Source organism: Streptomyces sp. NBC_01298, from assembly GCF_035978755.1.
Classification (GTDB): Bacteria; Actinomycetota; Actinomycetes; order Streptomycetales; family Streptomycetaceae; genus Streptomyces.
Genome location: NZ_CP108414.1, coordinates 5,402,728 through 5,421,371, shown reverse-complemented (window position 1 = coordinate 5,421,371; position 18,644 = coordinate 5,402,728). Strand labels below are relative to the sequence as shown.

17 protein-coding genes are annotated in these 18,644 nt (G+C 74.0%); 5 read left to right on the top strand and 12 right to left on the bottom strand.

Annotation, left to right across the window (positions count from 1 at the left end; all coding sequences use genetic code 11):
* Positions 1–210 precede the first annotated feature (210 nt).
* From OG730_RS24770 to OG730_RS24760, 3 genes are all read left to right on the top strand, one after another.
* Positions 211–933, top strand: a complete 723-nt coding sequence (locus OG730_RS24770; RefSeq protein ID WP_327306309.1) for a sirohydrochlorin chelatase — start codon at positions 211–213, stop codon at positions 931–933.
* 28 nt (positions 934–961) lie between these two features.
* A complete protein-coding gene (locus OG730_RS24765; RefSeq protein WP_327306308.1) occupies positions 962–2,131 on the top strand; it encodes a low temperature requirement protein A in 1,170 nt (389 codons plus the stop codon).
* Between the two features lie 83 nt (positions 2,132–2,214).
* Positions 2,215–3,474, top strand: a complete 1,260-nt coding sequence (locus OG730_RS24760) for a cytochrome P450 (protein ID WP_327306307.1) — start codon at positions 2,215–2,217, stop codon at positions 3,472–3,474.
* 126 nt (positions 3,475–3,600) lie between these two features.
* On the opposite strand, the gene OG730_RS24755 is transcribed toward OG730_RS24760, so the two are convergent.
* Both OG730_RS24755 and OG730_RS24750 read right to left on the bottom strand, forming a co-directional pair.
* Entirely contained in the window at positions 3,601–4,095 is a 495-nt protein-coding gene (locus OG730_RS24755) for a DUF5949 family protein (RefSeq protein WP_327306306.1), read from the bottom strand.
* A gap of 57 nt (positions 4,096–4,152) precedes the next feature.
* Positions 4,153–4,758: a DUF4352 domain-containing protein gene (locus tag OG730_RS24750; RefSeq protein WP_327306305.1), complete on the bottom strand. Its 606-nt coding sequence runs from the start codon at positions 4,756–4,758 to the stop codon at positions 4,153–4,155.
* A 174-nt stretch (positions 4,759–4,932) separates the two neighbouring features.
* Between OG730_RS24750 and OG730_RS24745 the strand changes: the two genes are divergently transcribed.
* Complete coding sequence (locus OG730_RS24745; protein WP_327306304.1) at positions 4,933–5,394, top strand: DUF6299 family protein; 462 nt, start codon at positions 4,933–4,935, stop codon at positions 5,392–5,394.
* Between the two features lie 132 nt (positions 5,395–5,526).
* Here the strand turns inward: OG730_RS24745 and OG730_RS24740 are convergent, their stop codons facing one another.
* From OG730_RS24740 to OG730_RS24720, 5 genes are all read right to left on the bottom strand, one after another.
* A complete protein-coding gene (locus tag OG730_RS24740) occupies positions 5,527–5,706 on the bottom strand; it encodes a hypothetical protein (protein WP_243335422.1) in 180 nt (59 codons plus the stop codon).
* A gap of 67 nt (positions 5,707–5,773) precedes the next feature.
* Complete coding sequence (locus OG730_RS24735) at positions 5,774–7,885, bottom strand: SpoIIE family protein phosphatase (protein ID WP_442815210.1); 2,112 nt, start codon at positions 7,883–7,885, stop codon at positions 5,774–5,776.
* Between the two features lie 14 nt (positions 7,886–7,899).
* Positions 7,900–8,277 carry a hypothetical protein gene (locus tag OG730_RS24730; protein WP_327306303.1) on the bottom strand — a complete coding sequence of 126 codons (378 nt, stop codon included), beginning with the start codon at positions 8,275–8,277 and terminating at the stop codon, positions 7,900–7,902.
* A gap of 31 nt (positions 8,278–8,308) precedes the next feature.
* Positions 8,309–9,574 (bottom strand): NAD(P)-binding domain-containing protein, encoded by a 1,266-nt coding sequence (locus tag OG730_RS24725; protein ID WP_327306302.1) that lies wholly within the window; start codon positions 9,572–9,574, stop codon positions 8,309–8,311.
* An 82-nt stretch (positions 9,575–9,656) separates the two neighbouring features.
* On the bottom strand, positions 9,657–11,066 hold the full coding sequence (locus OG730_RS24720) for a carboxylate--amine ligase (RefSeq protein ID WP_327306301.1): 1,410 nt from the start codon (positions 11,064–11,066) through the stop codon (positions 9,657–9,659).
* A gap of 150 nt (positions 11,067–11,216) precedes the next feature.
* On the opposite strand from OG730_RS24720, the gene OG730_RS24715 reads away from it, so the two are divergent.
* Entirely contained in the window at positions 11,217–12,842 is a 1,626-nt protein-coding gene (locus OG730_RS24715; protein ID WP_327306300.1) for a glycoside hydrolase family 26 protein, read from the top strand.
* Positions 12,843–12,856: 14 nt separating this feature from the next.
* Here the strand turns inward: OG730_RS24715 and OG730_RS24710 are convergent, their stop codons facing one another.
* From OG730_RS24710 to murJ, 5 genes are all read right to left on the bottom strand, one after another.
* Positions 12,857–13,999, bottom strand: coding sequence for a GNAT family N-acetyltransferase (locus OG730_RS24710; protein ID WP_327306299.1), 1,143 nt, complete (start codon positions 13,997–13,999; stop codon positions 12,857–12,859).
* A complete protein-coding gene (locus tag OG730_RS24705; protein WP_327306298.1) occupies positions 13,996–14,709 on the bottom strand; it encodes a YveK family protein in 714 nt (237 codons plus the stop codon). Before OG730_RS24705 ends, OG730_RS24710 begins: the two co-directional genes overlap by 4 nt.
* Positions 14,710–14,780: 71 nt before the next feature.
* The gene (locus tag OG730_RS24700) at positions 14,781–16,166 is read right to left on the bottom strand and encodes a glycosyltransferase (RefSeq protein ID WP_327306297.1); all 1,386 of its coding nucleotides are present in this window, start codon (positions 16,164–16,166) and stop codon (positions 14,781–14,783) included.
* Positions 16,163–16,939, bottom strand: a complete 777-nt coding sequence (locus OG730_RS24695) for a polysaccharide deacetylase family protein (protein WP_327306296.1) — start codon at positions 16,937–16,939, stop codon at positions 16,163–16,165. Before OG730_RS24695 ends, OG730_RS24700 begins: the two co-directional genes overlap by 4 nt.
* Entirely contained in the window at positions 16,929–18,617 is a 1,689-nt protein-coding gene (murJ, locus tag OG730_RS24690) for a murein biosynthesis integral membrane protein MurJ (RefSeq protein WP_327309395.1), read from the bottom strand. The genes OG730_RS24695 and murJ overlap by 11 nt, the downstream gene beginning before the upstream one ends.
* Between the last annotated feature and the right edge of the window lie 27 nt (positions 18,618–18,644).

Here is an 18,644-nt window from a genome sequence, read left to right as displayed (position 1 = left end):
GACGTCACGCGTGCATGCGTTCCGACTCTTCGACGGTAGGTCGCGGCCACGGCCCCGGACGCCCGAAAAGGACCCCTGGGGACGGGGAAACGACCCTTTCCGCACAGGACCTCCGGCCTGCCGCGCGGGCCCTTGGCCAGGCTGCCCCGGAGCCGCGGCGGGCCTAGCGTGGAAGGGGGACCCACGGGGTGGACCAGGGAGGCAGACCACATGCTCGTCATCGCCGTCCACGGCAGCGCGGCCCCGGAGGCCGCCGCGACCATTGACCGGCTCGTCGCCGCCGTGGAGGCCATCAGCGGGGTGCACGCGCTGGTCGGGCACCTCGACGTGCAGCGCCCCTCCCTCGCCGAGGTCGTACGGGAACACCCGCGCGCCGTGGTCGTCCCGCTGCTGCTCGGCGACGGTTTCCACCGCCGCGTTGACATCCCCGCCGTCCTGGAGGGCACCGGCTGCGTGCTCACCGAGGGCCTCAGCGGCGAGCGCGACGTCGCCCGCGCCCTGCACGGCCGGCTCCGTGAGGCCGAGCGGCGCCGTGGCCCGTACACCCGGGCGGACGCGGTGGTCGTGGCCGGCGCCGGCTCCTCCCGCCCGGGCGGGAACACCGGTACGGAGGCCTGCGCGGCCCAGCTGTCCGCCCTGCTGGAGTTCGAGGGCAGCGGCGACCCCGTCCCCGTACTGCCCGCCTACCTCACCTCGGCCGGGCCGACCGTGCCCGAAGCCCTGGCCGCGTTCCAGGACGCCGGCTACCGCCGGATCGCGGTGGCCGCGCACCTGCTGGCCCCGGGCCGCTTCACCCGCGCCCTGAACGCCTCGGCCGCCTGGACGGTCTCGGAGCCGCTGGCCGACCACCCGCGGCTCGCCCGGCTCGTCCTGGGCCGGTACGAGTCCGCCCGGGGCACACGGGCCCTGAGGGCCGCGCGCCTCGCCTGCTGAACCCCGTAGGGCTGGTGTCCTGGGCGGTATGGCTCTGGTTTACGTACCCATGACCGCCCGCAGCCGGGACGAGGGCCACCGCGCCTCGACCCCGCTGGAGCTGTTCTTCGACCTGTGCTTCGTCGTCGCCATCGCGCAGGCGGGCGCCCAGCTCGTCCACGCGCTGGCCGAGGGACATCCCGGCACCGGCGTGATCAACTACTTCTTCGTCTTCTTCGGCGTGTGGTGGGCGTGGATGAACTTCACGTGGTTCGCCTCCGCCTACGACTGCGACGACGTGCCGTACCGGATCGCGACGCTCGTCCAGATCGCCGGCGTGCTCGTCTACGCGGCCGGCGTGGGCCGGGCGTTCAACGAGAACGACTGGACGATGGCCGTCATCGGCTACCTGATCATGCGCGTCGCGCTCACCGCCCAATGGCTGCGGGCCGCCTCCGGCGAGAGCGGCGAGGCCCGCACCGCGGCCCTGAAGTACGCCGCCGGGCTGGTCCTGTGCCAGGCCGGCTGGGTGGTCCTGCTGTTCGTCCCGGACGGCATGAGGCACTGGCTGTTCCTGGTCGTGGCCGCCGCCGAGCTGCTGGTTCCGGTGCTGGCCGAGCGCGGCCACCAGACGCCGTGGCACGCCCACCACATCGTGGAGCGCTACGGCCTGTTCACCATCATCGTGCTCGGCGAGACGATCTCGGCGAGCACCGTGGCCGTGAAGTCCGCCCTCGACGAGCACGAGGCCCTGGGCGAGCTGCTGCCGATCGCCGCCGGCGGGCTGCTCATCGTCTTCGCCGCCTGGTGGATCTACTTCGCGGTGCCGATGCACGAGCACCTGACCTCCAACCGGGAAGCGATCCCGTGGGGGTACGGACACCTGCTGATCTTCGCCTCGGGCGCGGCGATCGGAGCGGGCATCGAGGTGGCGGTCGAGCACGCGGTCGGCAAGGCCCACATCTCGCGGCTCGCCGCGAACGCGGCCGTCACCGTCCCGACCGCGCTCTTCCTGCTGATGGTCTGGCTGCTGCACTCCCGCCACTTCAAGCGGGGCCTCGCCCAGCAGCTGACCCTCCCGGTCTCCGCCCTCGCGATGCTGGCCTGCTCGTGGACGGGCACGTACGCCGTCCTGTACGCGGGTCTGGTCGCGGTGGCCACGGTGGTGATCGGAATGTCCCTGGCGGACCGCGCCCCCTCCGCCCCGGCCGGCGTTTGAGGCGCGAGGGTCCGGGCGGAGCCCCCGGCAACGGCGCCGCGCCGGACCCGTCACCCCCGCGCCCCCGGCACCGTTTCCAGGCCATGACACTCCCCGCACAACGCCCCGGCCCAGCCCCCGGTCAAGCCCCCGGCAGGGAATTGGCCGACCCGGCCTTCTGGCAGGCGCCCCCCGCCCACCGGCTGGCCGCCTTCGCCCGCCTGCGGGCCCTGGACTCCCCCGTGTTCGTCCCCGAAGGCGCCGGGCACTGGGCCCTCGTACGGCACGCGGACGTGCAGGAGGCGAGCCGGCTGCCCAAGGTGTTCGCCAGCGCGCCCGGGGTGACGACGCCCGAGCCGGCCCGCTGGGTGCGGGCGCTGTTCGGGGACTCGATGGTCAACCTGGACGGCGCCGAGCACGCGCAGCTGCGCAAGATCGTGCAACGGGCCTTCACCCCGAGGCTGCTGGCGGCGGCCGAGGAGGACATCCACGCGGTGGCGGCACGCATCGTGGACGACGTACTGGACCGGCGGCCGGAGGATTTCGTCGAGGCGGTGGCCTCGAAGCTGCCCCTGGAGGTCATCTGCAACATGATGGGCATCCCGGAGCGCTACCGTGCCGAGATCGCCGACCGCGTCAACCACGCCTCCGAGAACATCGGCGTCGAGCGGGGTCTGACCGCCCGGCTGCGGATGCCCGGACGCGGACTGCGGGCCCTGGCCCGGATGCAGCGGATGGTGGCGGGGATCGGGCGGGATCGGCGCGAGAACCCGACCGACGACCTGATCTCGGCCCTGGTCTGCGCGAACGTGGACGGCGAGGCGCTCGGCGCGCGTCAACTCGGCGCGTTCTTTTCCCTGTTGATGGTGGCCGGGGTGGAGACCACCCGCAACGCCATCACCCACGGCCTGACCCTGCTGACCGACCACCCGGACCAACGCGACTTGCTGGTAGCGGACTTCGAGGCACACGCGGACGGCGCTGTGGACGAGATGATCCGCCACTCCACGCCGATCATCCAGTTCCGTCGGACCGTGGTCGCCGAACACACCCTGAGCGGCCACACGTTCGTCCCCGGCGACAAGGTGGTGCTGTACTACGCCTCCGCCAACCGCGACGAGGCCGTCTTCCCCGATCCGGACGCCTTCGACATCACCCGCTCCCCCAATCCCCACCTGGGGTTCGGCGGCGGCGGGCCGCACTTCTGCCTGGGCGCGCACCTGGCCCGGGTGGAGATGAAGGCGCTCTTCCGCGAGCTGCTGACCCGCCCGGTGGGACTGCGCGCGGTGGGCCTGCCGGATCTGGCCGGCTCCAGCTTCGACAACCGGGTCCGCTCGCTGCGCTTCGCCTTCGACCGGCCCTAGGCCGGCCCGTAGGACCGGAGAAGACCGGAGGAGCCCGAAGGAGACCGAGGGAGGCGTACCGGCCACCGAGCGGGCTGGGAGCCCGGCGGCCGGAGCGGGGGGCGTGGTGCCCGGCGCCGAGGGCTCCTAGCGCTGCAGGCGCCGCACCGCGAGCACGGCGTGGGCGCTGTGGTTGAGCACCTCGGTGTCACCCGCGAACGCCTGCAGCGTCTCGGCCTCGACCGGCTGTCCGGGAACCGCCTCGGGCCAGGCGCGGGTCGCGAAGAGGAAGTACGCCTGCCCGCTGTCGGACGCCGCCTTGACCCACTCCGGCGGGGCGATGCACTTCGCGTTCATGCCCGGCAGGGTCAGCGCGATCTGGTTGCCCTCCAGGAGGATCTGCACCGGGAAGGAGGCCGGGTTGCGGACTCCGTCCATCACCACGTCGCCGATGGGCAGGCCGATCTCCTCCAGCAGCCCGCGGGCGGCCGCCTCGCTCGCCTGGGGACCGTCGGGACCGTCCCCGAGGATGTAGGCGAGGAGATAGGGAATGTCGTGGGCCTCTTCGGGGTCGCCGATCCACGCGAGCACCGAAAGGGTGCCGAGCTTGGAGCGGTCGAGTTCGGCCTGGGTAGAAGTCATGCGCCGCACCTTAGTGGCCGACGGCCCGGCCCTTTGACGCCGTTTCACCCGGGCGGGCTAGACCGCCCAGAATCCACCTCCGGAATTCGCCAGCATGTTCGCGTCCTGGTACTGGAGCCGCACGATGCGCGTGTTTTCCGGAATTTCGAACACCACCCATCCTTCGGCCCGCTCACCGACCGAGAGCGAATCGAAGACGAGTGGTTTGCCGGTCGTGAGCTCGCCCGTGGGCACCACCGGGTGGCGCTGCCCCGCGCCGTCGAGCGCCCACATGCGCCCGAGAGCCCCGTACGAGGCTCCACCGACGTTGACGAACGACATCGAGGCGGCCACCCAGCGCTTGCCCGCCGCCGGGGCGAAGTTCTTCTCGACGCTGACCGCAGGATCGACGTAGGCGCCCAGCACCACCTGGAGGTGGCGGCCGACCTCCCGGCCCCTGACCCGTACGGAGTCACCCACATGGGCGTCCTTCGAGGCGGCCCGCGTCACCCCGTCGCGCTCGGCCGCGGGATCGTCCCCGACGCCCGGCGCACCGTCGTCCACGGGCACGGCGGGCACCGCCGCCGGGGCGAGCGCGGCCCCTTCGGGGGCGCCGGAGCAGGCCGTGACACCGAGGAGCAGGAGCGGGAGGAGGGCGGCCGTGACAAGAGCGGACTGACGCATGCGGGATCCCTTCGGGGATCTTCGGGGACGTATTCCGGTCAGTCTCACGCGCCCGGGCGGGAAATTGCACACACCGACACGATCGCGCGGAACCCATTGACCTCCATATGCCAGCACAATGCGTTCCGGCGGAATTCCGCAACCCCTTGCATCCCTCGTCCAACAGGAGGAACGATGGCCACGACCGGCCCCCGCATGGCCTTGGCCGCACTCGCCGCACTGGGCGCCACGGCGGTATTCACCGCCCCGGCGAATGCCGCGCCCCACGGCGGTGAAATGCACGGCAGTGACATTTACGTATCTTCGGAAGCGCACATCGCCCCCGACGGCACGATCCACCTTTTCGGTGAGTACCACTGCACCGCCCCGTCACCCTCGGGGGCGGTTCAGATCAAGGCGACCATCGAGCAGGAGGACGTCCGCCTCAGCATCGGCGGCGGCGACGCCCAGTGCGACGGCGAAGTGCACGACTGGGCGGCCCACGGCACGCTCCGGCTCACCCCGACCGTGCACGCCGGCGAGGCGCTGGCCGAGGCCGAGCTGCAGGAGATCCGCTTCGGCGGCGGGCTGCTGCCCCGGTCGATCGACACGGTCGCGCAGGACGTCCGCCCGGTCCGGGTGATCGACCACCGGTAGACACCGCCCGCGGTGCGCGCATACGCCCTTCCGGTAGCCGCCGCTACCGGGAGCCGCCGCCACCGGGAGCCGGGCGCCGCCGCCGACCGGAGCCGGACGGGACCCGTCAGCGGCACACGGGCGCCTCGCCCGTCAGCGGCACGCGGGCGCCTCGCCCGTCATCGACATGAAGGCCACCGTCTGACACCCGGGGTCCGTGTCCGGACGCCCGGTCGACCAGTCCACCGCCGTCGCCGCCCCGGCCGCGCACAGCAGCAGCGCCAGGACTCCCGTCACCGCGCGCTTGCTCAGCCGGCGCACGGCGGGTTCCACGCAATCCGTTCCATGGCGGCATCATCACCCCGCCCCCACCGCCCCACAACTCGACGTGAACACCCGGTCACGGGGCGTTCCGTGCCGCGCTGCCCGCCGCGGAGAACTCGCACCACACCGCCTTGCCGTCGCCCCGGGACTCCACGCCCCAGTGCGTGGCCAGCGCGTCCACCAGCAGCAGCCCGCGCCCCGTGGTCGCCGACTCCCCCGGGGTGCGCCGCCGCGGCCACACGCTGGAGCGGTCCTTGACCCACAGGCGGATCCGCCGGACCGGCTCCGGCAGCACCTCCATCGTCAGCACCGCTCCGCCTTCGGTGTGCAGCAGGGCGTTGACCAGCAGCTCTCCCGCCGCCAGCTCCACGTCGTCGGCGAGTTCCGGCATGCCCCAGTCGCGCAGCGCCTGCCGCAGGGCGTAGCGGGCCTCGGAGAGCCCCTCCGGGTCCGCCTGGTGGACGTACTGGTGGATGCGCGGTGCCCGGTGCGTGCCCGGGTCGGGCGCCCGGCGCAGCACCAGCAGGGCCACGTCGTCGCCGGAGCCCCAGCGCTCCCACAGCCGGTCCGAGAGGTGGTCCGCGAGCGCCCCGGCCTCCTGGGGGCCGCTGCGGACCGCGTGGGCGAGGGCCTCCATGCCCTGGGTGATGGCGGTGCCGGGTTCCTCGACGAGCCCGTCGGTGCACAGCACCAGGGTCTCGCCGGGGACCAGGTCGAGCCGGGTCTCGGGGAACTCCTCCTGCTCGAAGACCGTGGCCAGCCCGAGCGGCAGGCCGCCGCGCACATTGGGCCAGCCCGTTCGCCCGTCCGTGTGCCGGATCAGCGGTCCGAGGTGGCCCGCGCGGACCGCCCGTACGCCTCCGGTCTCCAGGTCCACCTGTGCGTACATGCAGGTCGCGAACCGTTCGGTGTCCAGCTCGGCCAGGAAGCGGGAGGCGCGCGCCAGCACGGTGGAGGGCGGATGGCCCTCGCCCGCGTAGGCGCGCAGCGCGATGCGGAGCTGGCCCATGATGGCGGCGGCGTGCGTGTCGTGGCCCTGTACGTCGCCCACGACGATGCCGACGCGGTCGCGGGGCAGGGCGATGACGTCGTACCAGTCCCCGCCGACCTCGCGGCCGCTCCAGGCCGAGTGGTAGCGCACCGCGATCTCCCCGCCGGTGATCTCGGGGATCCGCCGCGGCAGCATGGCGGCCTGGAGCATGGTGGCGAACTCGCGCTCCTGGTCGAAGAGGAGCGCCCGCTGGAGCGACTGGGCGACGATGCCCGCCAGGCCCAGGCAGAGGTTGCGCTCCTCGGGGCTGAAGTCGGTGCGGCGCCGGTAGAAGAGCACCAGTCCGCCGATGGCCTCGGCCTGCGCGATGAGCGGGAGGTAGGCGGCCGCGTCGTACTGGATGCGGCTCAGGTAGTCGGCGAGCAGCGGGAACTCGCCCGCGAGCTCCGCCAGCGAGGTGACGAAACGTGCCTTCCGGGTGAGCACCGCCTGCGACAGCGGCAGCGAGCCGTCCAGCCGCGTGAACTTGCGCTCGCTGAGGATCTCCAGGGACTCCCCGCTGAGCGCGATGATCTTGATGTGGCCGCCCTCGACCAGCCCCAGCGCCATCCCGTCGACGCCGAGCCGCTCCAGCGCCCCCGCGCCCGTCAGGGTGGCCGTCACGTCATCGACGGTCACCGCCCGCGACAGGGCCTCCGTGGTCCGCTGCACGATGGTCGCCTGCTGGGCGCGCGCCGACTCCAGCTTGCGCAGCACCGTGAGGTGGGCGAGCTCGGCCGTCGCGTCCCGGACGATGCCGACGATGCGCACCGGGCGCCCCTCGTCGTCCCGCAGGACCCGGCCCTGGGTGTGCGTCCACTGGTCGCGGCCGTCGCGCCGCTGCACCGTGAAGTACTGGCCGTACGTCTCCTCACCGCCGTCCAGGACACCCTGGACGGTGTCCCGGAGCCGCGCGGAATCGTCGAGCGGGATCCGCAGCCCCAGGCTGTCCGGGGTGCCGTCGAAGTCCTCCGGGTCCAGGTCGAAGACCGCCCTCCCGGCCTCGTCCATGTCCAGGGTCCCGGCGCCGAGGTCCCACTCGAAGCTGCCCATGCTGTTGAGCGCGAGCCGCTCGCCCGGGCCGATGAGGGGACTCCCGGCGGCCCCCGTGCTTCCGGGGCCCTCCGGTCTCTTGTCGCGTCGCTCCGCCGCTGCCACGAGACTCACACCACCTAACGGCCGGGCCAGCACGGCTGGGAAATGAGCCGCTCCCACTCCTCGTCAGGATGCCCCGGAAGGGTGCGTCCGGCCTCCTGCCAGCGCTTGACGAGGGAGAGGTAGATCGTCGAGGGGTCGTACGGGGCCTGCGGATACGGGTACGGGCCCTGCGGATACGGATCCTGCGGGTACGGGCCCTGCGCGTACGGATCCTGCGCGTACAGGTCCTGCGCGTACGGGTCCTGCGGCGAGGAGGCCTGCCCGTACGGCGACTGCCCGTAAGGCGGCTGCGCGTACGGTTGCACGGGCGCCGCCCTCGTCGTACCGGGCTGCTCCGCACGGCTGGCCGGAATCCTCACCCAGCCCCGGCCCTGTGCGCGCTCCTCGCTCATCGCGACACCTCTCACGTCGTGTGACCGGCTCTCACGCTCTATGCCCGGCAGCCGGAGCCCGGTCGTTCCGGGGCGTGCCGGTGGATCCCGTCAGCGGGCTCCGGGCCCCCAGACGCTTGCGGACTCCTGACACCAGTCTCCCCGCCGTGAAGCCGGCACCGTGCACGAATCGCATGGAAGGGCCGAATGAGGGAGCGGTCAGCAGTCCCGCGAAGAACAGCCCGGGCCACGAGGACTCGAAGCCGGGACTCAGCTCCGGCGTCCCGCTCTCCCCTACGGTGACCAGCGCGGCCCGCAGCCCCGCGTCGAGCAGCTCCAGCCGGGCCAGGTCCGGGGTGAAGCCGGTCGCCGCGATCACGTGCGCGGTGTCCAGGACGACGGACTCCCCGGCGGCGGTGGACAGCCCGAGCCGGGTCCGCCCGCCCGCCGGGACGGCCCGCCGCAGCCGGTGCCCGAGCAGGACCGGGACCCGGCGCTCGAAGCGCTCCCGCAGCCACCAGGCTCCGGCCGGGCCCAGCGCGGTGGCGGCGATCCGCTCCCGGGTCGGCGCGGGCAGCCGGCGCACCGCCCAGGGCAGCTCGGACCAGGCCCAGCTGCGCCAGCCGGTGCCGAGGCCGCTGTGCGGATCGCACAGGGCGCGCAGCGGGGGCCGCCGCAGCGGCTGCGGGACGGTGTTCCAGTTCAGCCGGGAGCGCCGGGCCACGAGGCACGGCCGGGCCCCGCTCTCCGCGAGCAGGGCCGCGGTCTCCAGGGCCGCCTGCCCGGCGCCGAGCACGGCGACCTCGCGGCCGGCGAAGCGGGTCAGGTCGCGGTGGCCGCTGCTGTGCGAGTAGTGCGCCGCGGGCAGGTCCCGTAGCGCCTCGGGGTACCGGACGAACGGCATCACGCCCACGGCCAGCGCGACGGTCCGGGCGAGCAGCGGCGGCCCCTCGGCGGTGCGGATCAGGAAACCCCCGCCCTGCGGGGTGACTTCGGTGACGGTCGCCTCCTCCACCGGGGGTACTGCCTGCCGGGCGAACCAGAGCCCGTACGCGCTGAACGTCCCGATGGGCAGCGGAGTTCCGTGTTCGGCGGCGATCCCGCGGCCCGCGCAGTACTCGGCCAGCGTGTAACGCCCGTCGGGCGCCGACAGGTTGGAGGACCACGGCTCCGACTTGAGGTACATGCCCTCGGGCATGTGGTCCCGCCAGGAGGCCATGGGCCGCCCGAGGATCCGCACGCCGAGCCCCGCCCCGGCCGCGTGGGCCGCGATCGACAGCCCATAGGGCCCCGCTCCGACCACCACGAGGTCGTCCATCCGTGTCACCGCAGTCCCTCCAGCCTCATGGTTCGCCCACTGCCACCCGCACCGCACCGCGTGACGCGGCGCGCCCCGCGCCCTACCGCGTCACCAGCTCGTCCGGCTCCGCCGGGGCCTCCGGCGGAGCGGACCGGGGGCCGGACCCCGCGGCGGCCGGGGGCAGCTCCCGGCCCCGCTGGCGCGGGGCGCGGACCACCGCCCGGGCCGTCCGGCGGCCCTGCTCGGGGACCCCGCGCAGCACCCGCAGCCCCTTGAACGCACCGCGCCCCAGGAAGGCGGCGAGCATCCCCAGGAACGGCATCGGGTCGTCGGCGGCGAACCACGCCGCCTCCACCTGCCCCCGCTCCCGGCCCCGGCCCCGGCGCGCGGGGGCGGTCGCGGCGCCCGCTCCGGCGGGCGGAGCCGGGGGGCGGCGCGGGAGCGAGCGGCCCCGTACCGCCGCGAGCAGGGCGTAGTTCTCCGCCACGAAGACGCGGCCCGGTCCGCCGGACGGCTCCGGGACCCGCTGGCCCGTCAGGTCCAGGTACATCGCCTGGACCACGTCCAGGCCGCCCGCGTCGGTGAAGAGCCGGAACTGCGCCCCGGGACGCGGGTTGAAGTCCACCAGGCGGAAGACGCCCTGCTCGTCCCGGCGGAAGTCCAGGTCCAGGATCCCCTGGTAGCCGAGCCGCTCGGCGAGCCGCAGCCCCGCCTCCTCCACCGCCGGATCCGGCAGCCAGCGCCCGACCGCCGTCAGCCCCGTCCGTACCGGCCAGGACAGCTCCTTGCGGCCGGACCCGGTGATCAGCGGACGCCCGCCCCGGGCGAACGCGCCGTGGAAGAACCAGTCGGTGTCCGGCCCGGCCGGCAGGTACCGCTGGAGCAGCAGCCTGCTGCCCGCCTCCGCCGAGCGCTCGTGCAGCCGCCGTGCCTCGGCGGCCGACTGGAGCAGGGTGGTGCTGCGCAGGCCGGTGCCCGGGGGCAGCAGCCACGGCCGGCTCCACTTGGCGATCACCGGGAGCCCGAGCCGCCACGCGGCCTCCGCCGCCTCGGCCCCGCTCGCCGGGATCACGGTCTCCGGGTGCGGTACGTCCCACCGGGCGCAGAGCCGCGACAGCTCCGCCTTGTCCGCCACCCGCGCCGGCAGGTCGTCGGGCTGATGGGGGATCCGGAAACGGTCCGTCAGCATCGGCGCGACCCGTGACACCGCGATCGCGCTGAGGTCGTCCATGGCGATGAGCACCGCCGGACGGCCGATCAGTTCGGAGACCCCGGTCAGGCACTCCAGCAGCGCCTCGGGCGCCTCCGGGTCGAGGCCGCCGACGGGTCCGGGATGCACGGCGCGCAGGTAGCGCGAACGCCCCATGGGACCTCCCCCGGCCTCGACGACGGCATGGACCTCCACACCCGCGCGCCCAAGGGATCTGACGGCGCCGAGGGTTCCGTGGTGGAACGGATTCCGATCGAGTCTGAGCAGAACTGCGGGCACTTGGCTGCGATGCGCGTGCATGGGAACGGTGTCTTTCACCTAGTCGGACCAAGCGGGGAGGGTGCGCACGTGCGAATGGCCTAGGAAGAGGTCACCGGACAGGCCATTCGTCAGATGTGATGCCTAACGTCTTTGGTAAGCACACCGATTCAGGAAAGCTCGGGAGACGCCATGCCCAGACCACGCCGCCGACTGGCGAGCACCTGCATCGGAACGGTGACGGCCGGACTGCTCGCCACCGGGGCCGCCCTCGCGGCCCCCGAGGAGCAGAGCACCGGATCCGACGTCGCCATGGGCGCCTACCTCGACTACGGGCCGCCCGGAGTGGCCCGCATCCCGTTCCTGTCGAACTGGCTGGGCGGCAAGGAGATCCGGGTCGGGCACACCTATCTGCCCGGCGACCAGTGGGCCGGCATCGAGGGCGGCGTCAGCTTCCTGGACGACTGGGCGCGGTGGCGGCGCCAGCGGGACGACCGGATGTTCGTCCTCAACGTGCCCATGCAGGAGCGGAACGAGGACCGGATCCCCGACCGCCAGGTGGCCCAGCTGATCCGGGCGGGCGCGGAGGGCCAGTACGACCGGCACTTCAAGAAGCTCGCCGAACGACTGGTGGCGCTGGGCGTCCCGGACACCGTGATCGTGCTCGGCTGGGAGATGAACGGCACCACGTACACCCACCGGTGCGGGCCCGACCCGGAGAACTGGAAGGCGTACTGGAAGCGCGTCGTCAACACGATGCGGTCCGTGCCCGGCCAGAAGTTCAAGTTCGATTTCACCCCGAACCGCGGCACGGACGCGATCGGCTGGACCAAGTGCTACCCGGGCGACGACGTGGTCGACATCGTCGGGATGGACTCGTACGACCAGGCTCCCGGCCGGACCTTCGACGACCAGATCAGCCAGCCGTACGGGCTCCAGCAGCACGTGGACTTCGCCCGCGCACACGGCAAAGAGATCTCGTACCCGGAGTGGGGGCTGTTCCGCAACGGGGACAACCCGGAGTACGTGCGGCGCATGCTGCAGTGGATCGACAAGCAGAAGCCGCTCTACCACACCATCACCGACTACTGCCCGCACGGCGTCTGGCAGTGCAAGCAGAACCCGGCCTCGACGAAGGTCTTCCGCGAGGCGCTGACCCCGCAGCGGCCCGACCCGGTCATCCCGACCCCGGTCGTCCCGACCCCCGTGGTGCCCACGCCGGTCATCCCGACCCCGCAGGTCCCCACGCCCGAGATCCCGACGCCGGTGGTCACCCCGCCGGTCGTGCTCCCCAGCCCGGAGGTCCCGAGCCCGGTCGCGCCCAGCCCGGTCGCGCCGAGCCCCGTCGAGCCCAGCCCGCTGGTCCCGAGCCCCGAGGTCAGCCCGAGCCCTGCCGTCCCCAGTCCTGCCGTCCCGAGCCCGGTCGTCCCGACGCCCTCGCCCGTGGTCCCGAGCCCGGAGGTCCCGGTCGAGCCCAGCCCGGTCGAACCGAGCCCGGTCGAGCCCAGCCCGGTCGATCCCAGCCCGCTGGTCCCGTCCCCCGAGGTCAGCCCGAGCCCGGTCGTGCCCAAGCCGAGCCCCGAGGTCCCGTCCCCGACGCCCTCGCCGCTCGTCCCGAAGCCGGAGCCGTCCCAGCCGCCCAAGCCGACGACGCCTCCCGTACCGACCGTTCCGACCGTCCCGACCGTCCCGCCCGTCAACAGCTCGGAGTGGTGCGTGCCGATCAACTTCGGCGAGTGGCTCTCCAAGCTGGTCGGCAAGCAGTCGGTCTGCGTCAAGGTCGACTGGGGCAAGGAGTCCGGCTTCTGGCCCTTCTAGGCGGGGCGTCCGGGTCATCGGACCCGCAGTTCGTTGAGCCGCGCCCGCCAGTCCCTGGCGGCCGGCAACGCCTCCCGCAGTACGTCCACCGCCCGCTCGCGCCCCGTCACCTGCGACTCGTGCAGTCGCAGCAGGGGCGCGAGCGCGGCCGTGGCCAGCAGGAAGCGCTGGTTGACCACGGTCCGCGGCCGCCAGTGGTTCTTGTACGGTTCGTTGCCGCGCAGGAAGCTCACCACCGGGCGTCCCTCGGCGAGCGCGCGGGTGGCCTCGTAGCGCAGCAGCAGCGTGGCCACGTCCACCTTCCGGTCCCGCAGGTCGGGATCGGCGCCGTAGAGGTAGCCGCCGCTGAGCGCGCCCGAGAGCAGCGTCAGGTTGGCGGCCACGACCTTCCCGTCGAGCCGGAACTCGGCCAGCCGGCCCTCCCCCGCGCGCACCATCCGCCGCGTGGCCCGGGTCAGGTGTTCGGCGAAGCGGGGCTTGAGGTGTTCGGGGGTCACCCCGCGGCCGCGCCACTGCTTCTCGTGCAGCCGCAGCAAGGTCCGTACGGCTCGCGGCACTTCCTGCTCGGTGACCTCGTGCTCCTCGATCCCGGCCGCGTCGGTCTTGCGGAGCTTGGCCCGCACCCGCTGGGCGCCGGAGGCCGGCATCCGCTTGACCAGCTCGTCGAAGGGCACGGCGGGCAGCTCCATGCAGGTGGAGTCGGTGAGCTTGCTGCCGATCCCCGGCCAGGCCGCGTACACGGCTTCGGCCGCGGCCCCGGGCCGCACCTCGCGCAGGTCGACCACCGCGCCCCGGGCGGCCCGGTGCAGACCGTTGGCCAGGGCCGGCACGACCTGGTCGGCGTACCGCTCCGCGACGAGCACGTCGAAGTAGTCGGTGATGCCCCCGCCGAGGGGCACGAGCAGCGGCATCGGCCGGTGTACGAGCATCAGCGCGGCCGCGCCGACCAGCTCCTCCCCGCGCCGCACCAGGACGATGCGGAGCCGGCCGTCCTTGCCGTAGGACAGCCACCAGGAGTGCAGCCAGGCATGGCTCTGGAAGGGAGTGGCGGTGGGACAGGCGCGGACGAGCCGGTTCCACTGCTCCTCCAGCACGGCGAACTGCCGGGGATCGCGGCACAGCGTCACCGACAGGGCCCCGGCGGAGCCGGAGGTCATCGCACCGACTCCTTCTCCTTGGCCGCGGCCGGCTCGCCCTGCGCGGGCAGCGAGGCGTACTCCTCCGCGACGGGCTCCGTGATGCTCTCCACCGCGTCCGAGGCGGTCTCCTCGCCGCGCCGCCGGGCGGCCGTCGGCCGGGCCAGCAGCCACAGCCCTCCCAGCAGCCCGCCCGCGCACAGCCCGACCGCCCCGCTGAGGGCGGGGGACGCGGAGGCGGGGTCGCTGGGCGCGACGGCCTGGTTGAAGAGGAGCAGCTGCACGCCGGTGTTCTTGGCGGCCGTGTTGCTGCTCAGCGACAGGGCGTCGGCCACGGCGTTGGCGATGTCGGCGGCCTCGCCGGCGCTCTTCGCGGTCCCGGTGACGGCGATCATCGGGGACTCGGGGGAGGTCTCGGCGCGGACCTGGGTCCGCAGCTTCTGCACGCTGATGCCCGCGCGGGGCTGGGCGTACGCGAGGGTCGAACTGCTCGTGGCGATGCGGGCGTAGGCCTGGGCGAAGCCGAGGGCGGTGGCCGGCTCGGTGGTGTCGTCGGGAACCGCGACGACGTAGCTGGTGGCGGCGTACTCGGGCGCCTTCAGTACCCCGTACGCCCCGCCCGCGGCGAGCCCCAGCACCGCGACGGCGGGCAGCGGCCACCACACGGGCGGCGACAGCAGCCGTACCCGGCGCCGGTGGGTGGACTTCTTCTGGTCGGCGGTGTCCGCCATGTGCGTACCTCTTTCCTGGTGACGGGTGGTGTGGTTCGGGTCCTTCTCCGCGGACCCCTGCGGCGGCCGGCTCAGCCGGCCTCTCCGCCGCGCGCAGCCCCGGGCGGCCCGTCATCGGCCCGTCCCGCGACGCCCGCCGGCGCGGCCCCTCCGGCCGGGGCCGGATCCGGATCGGCCGAGCCGAGATCCAGCCCCTCCGGCGTTTGAGGAGCAGGGGTCCGGGGACTGGTCCCCGGCAACGGCGCCGCGCCCTGCGGACCCGCCGGGGCGGCGCCCCGAGGGCCGCTGCCGGGAGCGGGCAGCGCCCCCACTACCCGGGACCCGGCCGGCGAGCCGGCCATCGCGAGGTCGTACACGCGAAGCAACTGCTCCGCGCTCCGCCCGATGTCGTAGCGCCGCACCACCCCGGGCGGCGGCAGCCGCCGGACGCCGGCCTCCATGTGCCCCCGCAGCGCCGCGACGAGTTCCTCCGTGCCGGTGCCGATCCGCCGCGCCCCCGGCGCCTGCGCCGCGGGCAGGTCGTCGATCGCCGGGCAGGTGACGTGCAGCACCGGCAGCCCCGCCGCCAGCGCCTCGATCACCGCCAGCCCGAAGGCCTCCTCCCGCGAAGGGGACACGAACACGTCCATCGCCGCGAGCAGCGCGGGGATCCCCGGGGTCCGCCCGTCGGTGCTGTCGCCCAGCGGGTCCCGCTCCCCCAGCAGGTGGATCCGGCTCTGCGCCCCCAGCTCGGCGGCGAGCCGGCGCAGCGCGGCCCGCTCCGGCCCGTCCCCGGCCAGCAGCAGGTGCGCGCCGGGCAGCGCCGCCACCGCCCGGACCAGGACGTCGAAGCGTTTCCCCGGCACCAGCCGGCCGACGCCGCCGACCACGAAGGCCCGTTCGGGCAGGCCGGTCCGGGTCCGGGTGGCCCGCCGTACGGCCTCGTCGAAGCGGAACCGCACGGCTTCGATCCCGTTCGGGACCACGTGCACCCGCGCGGCCGGCACCCCCCAGGCCTCCAGGCGGGCCGCCACCGTGTCCGACACGGCCACGGTCGCGGCTCCCAGCCGCTCGCTCGCCAGGTACAGGGCCCGTACGCCGCCCGTGAGCGGCCGGCCCTCGATCTCGGCGGCCCCCAGGGAGTGTTCGGTCGCCACGCTCACCCGCACGCCCGCGAGCCGCGCCGCGAGGCGCCCGTACACGCAGGCCCGGTACAGGTGCGTGTGGACCAGGTCGTAGCGGCCCCGGCGGATGAACTTCACCAGCTTCGGCATCGCTCCCAGGTCGCGGTTGCCGCGCATCCCGAGGTGGACGACCCGTACGCCGTCCGCGCGCAGCCCCTCCGCGACCGGCCCGGGGTTGGTCAGCGTCAGGACGTCGCAGCGCATCGGCATGTGCCGCAGCAGCAGCCGTAGTTGCTGCTCGGCGCCCCCGACGCCGAGTCCCGTGATGACGTGCAGCACCTTCCCGGGGCTCACAGGTGCACCGCCCGGCGCAGCTCCCGCACCTGGTGGCGCACCTGCTTGATGCGCAGCCGGGGGCCGCCGTCGGCCTGGCTGATGTGCGTACGGGGCATCGCGTGGGGTCCGGCGAGGCGGCCCGGGTCGATGGCGCAGGCGTAGCCGTACCCGGCGGCCCGGGTCGCGGAGACGACCCGGGCGTCGAGGTGCCCGTACGGGTAGCAGAATCCGGCGGGCAGCGTCCCGGTCAGCTCCCGGATCAGCTCCCGGCTGCCGCGCAGCTCCTGCTGCAGTACGTCGTCGGGGGCCGCGGTGAGGTCCTGGTGGAGCAGCCCGTGCGAGCCGATCTCCTGGCCGGCGGCGGCGACTTCGCGGATGCCCTCGGCGGTGAGGAGGGGCTTGCGGGGGCCCAGCGGGTCCCAGACGTTGTCCACGCCGAGCCGCCCGGGCAGCACGAAGAGGGTGGCGGTGCAGTCGTAGCGGCGCAGCAGCGGCAGTGCGCGGGTCAGGAAGTCGGCGTAGCCGTCGTCGAAGGTCAGCCCGACCAGTCCGGCGTCCCGCCCGGCGGCGCGGGCCCGCAGCAGCTCGCCGACGGACACCCCGCGCAGCCCGCGGGAGCGCAGCCACAGCAGCTGCGCCTCCAGCGCGTGCGGGGTGACGGTGATGCCGTACGGGTCCTCGGCGGGATCGGTGAACTCGGCGACGGAGTGGTACATCAGGACCCACGGCGATGCGCCGCGGCGGGCGGTGACCGCCGCGGCGGGGCGCGCCGTTTCGGTGTCAGCGGACATTGCGGAACCTCTGGGTGAGCTGGGAGGTGAGGTGAGCGGTGAGCTGGGCGAGCTGGCCCGGCAGGGCGGTGACCTCCAGGGCCCGTATGGCCATGCCGGTGGCGCCGAACATGGCCGGGACCAGCAGGCAGCCGAGGGCGGCGCTGACGAGCGGGTCGGGGATCATCGGGCCGGCGATCCAGCCGGTGGCGCAGGCGGCGAGGGCCGCGACGGAGAGCCGGCCGATGCTGATGGCCACCCGGCGGACCTGGATGGCGATGATCCGCGAGCCGAGTCCGGTGAGCAGCAGTGCTGCGGTGGTGGAGATGCCGGCGGCGTTGGCGGCGGCGATCCCGTAGATGCCCCACCAGCCCACGGCGAAGGCTCCGGCGACGATGTTGACGAGGAGTCCGGAGCCCATGGCGAGGGCCGGGAACCAGGTGGGCCGGGCGGTGGAGAAGAAGGGCCGCGAGAGCGCTCCGACGAGGCAGTGGCCGAGCAGGCCGAGCCCGTAGACCCGCATGACGGAGGCGGTGGCCTCGGTGTCGACGTGGGTGAACGCCCCGCGTTCGAAGAGCACTTGGATGATCTGGGGGGCGTACCCGATGACGAGCGCGGTGCCCATGAGGACGGCGAGCGAGGCGAGCGCGAGGTCCCGCTCGACCCGCCTGCGGGCCTTGTCCCGCTCCCCGCCGGCCATGGCCTGGGCGACGACGGGGAAGGTGACGGTGCAGATCATGAGGGAGAGCACCATCGGCATCTGCGCGACTTTTTGGGCGTAGTTGAGGTGCGAGATGGCGCCGGGCGGCAGCGAGGCGGCGAGGAACCGTTCGACGAGGACCTGGGACTGCCGGAAGACGGCGAAGAAGATGACCGGTGCGATCACCCCGAAGGCGATCAGCGTCGGCCGGTCCCGGTCGCGCTGGCGGCGCGGGGGACCCGCAGCCAGCACGGCGCGGGGCGGTCCGAAGCCCACGTTGCGGATGAAGGCGGGCAGTTGGACCAGGGCCATCAGGACTCCGCCGACGGCGACCCCGGCGGCGGCGGCGCGCACTCCCCACAGGGCGTGCAGGGCGACCATGGTCCCGATGATGCCGACGTTGTACGACACGTAGATGGCGGCGGGCGGCACGAAGGAGCGGTGCGCCCTGAGGGCGGCGCTGAAGTAGCCGGCGATCCCGAAGGACAGCACGGTCAGGGCGGTCATCCGGGTGCATTCGACGGCGAGCCCGGGGTCGGGCAGCCCCGGCGCGAGCACGCCCACGACGAGCGGCGCGGCGACGACGAGCACGGAGGCGACGGCGGCCAGGAGCACCAGCAGCCGCGGCAGCGTGGCCCCCACCAGCAGCCGTACGGGATCCTGCGCGCGAGCCTCCTGGCGGGTGAGCCCGGCCCGGCTGGCGGCCCGGCGGGCCAGGGCGTGGCTGAAGGCGGGCACCATCAGCAGGGCCATGGCGTCCTCGATGAGCAGCGTCGAGGCCATCTCGGGGACGGTCCAGGCGATGAGGAAGGCGTCGCTGTCGTGCCCGGCTCCGAAGAGGTGCGCGATGGTCTGGTCGCGGACCAGCCCGAACACCGCCCCGGCGGCGGTCAGCCCGGCGGTCACGGCGGCCGCCTTGGCGAGCGCCCCGCCGATCCCGGACCGGGCCCCGTCGGCCGTCGCGTCGGGGTCGCCGTCCCGGCGCCCGCCCCCCGCCATCCGGCGCGGGCCGCCGTCCCGCGCGGC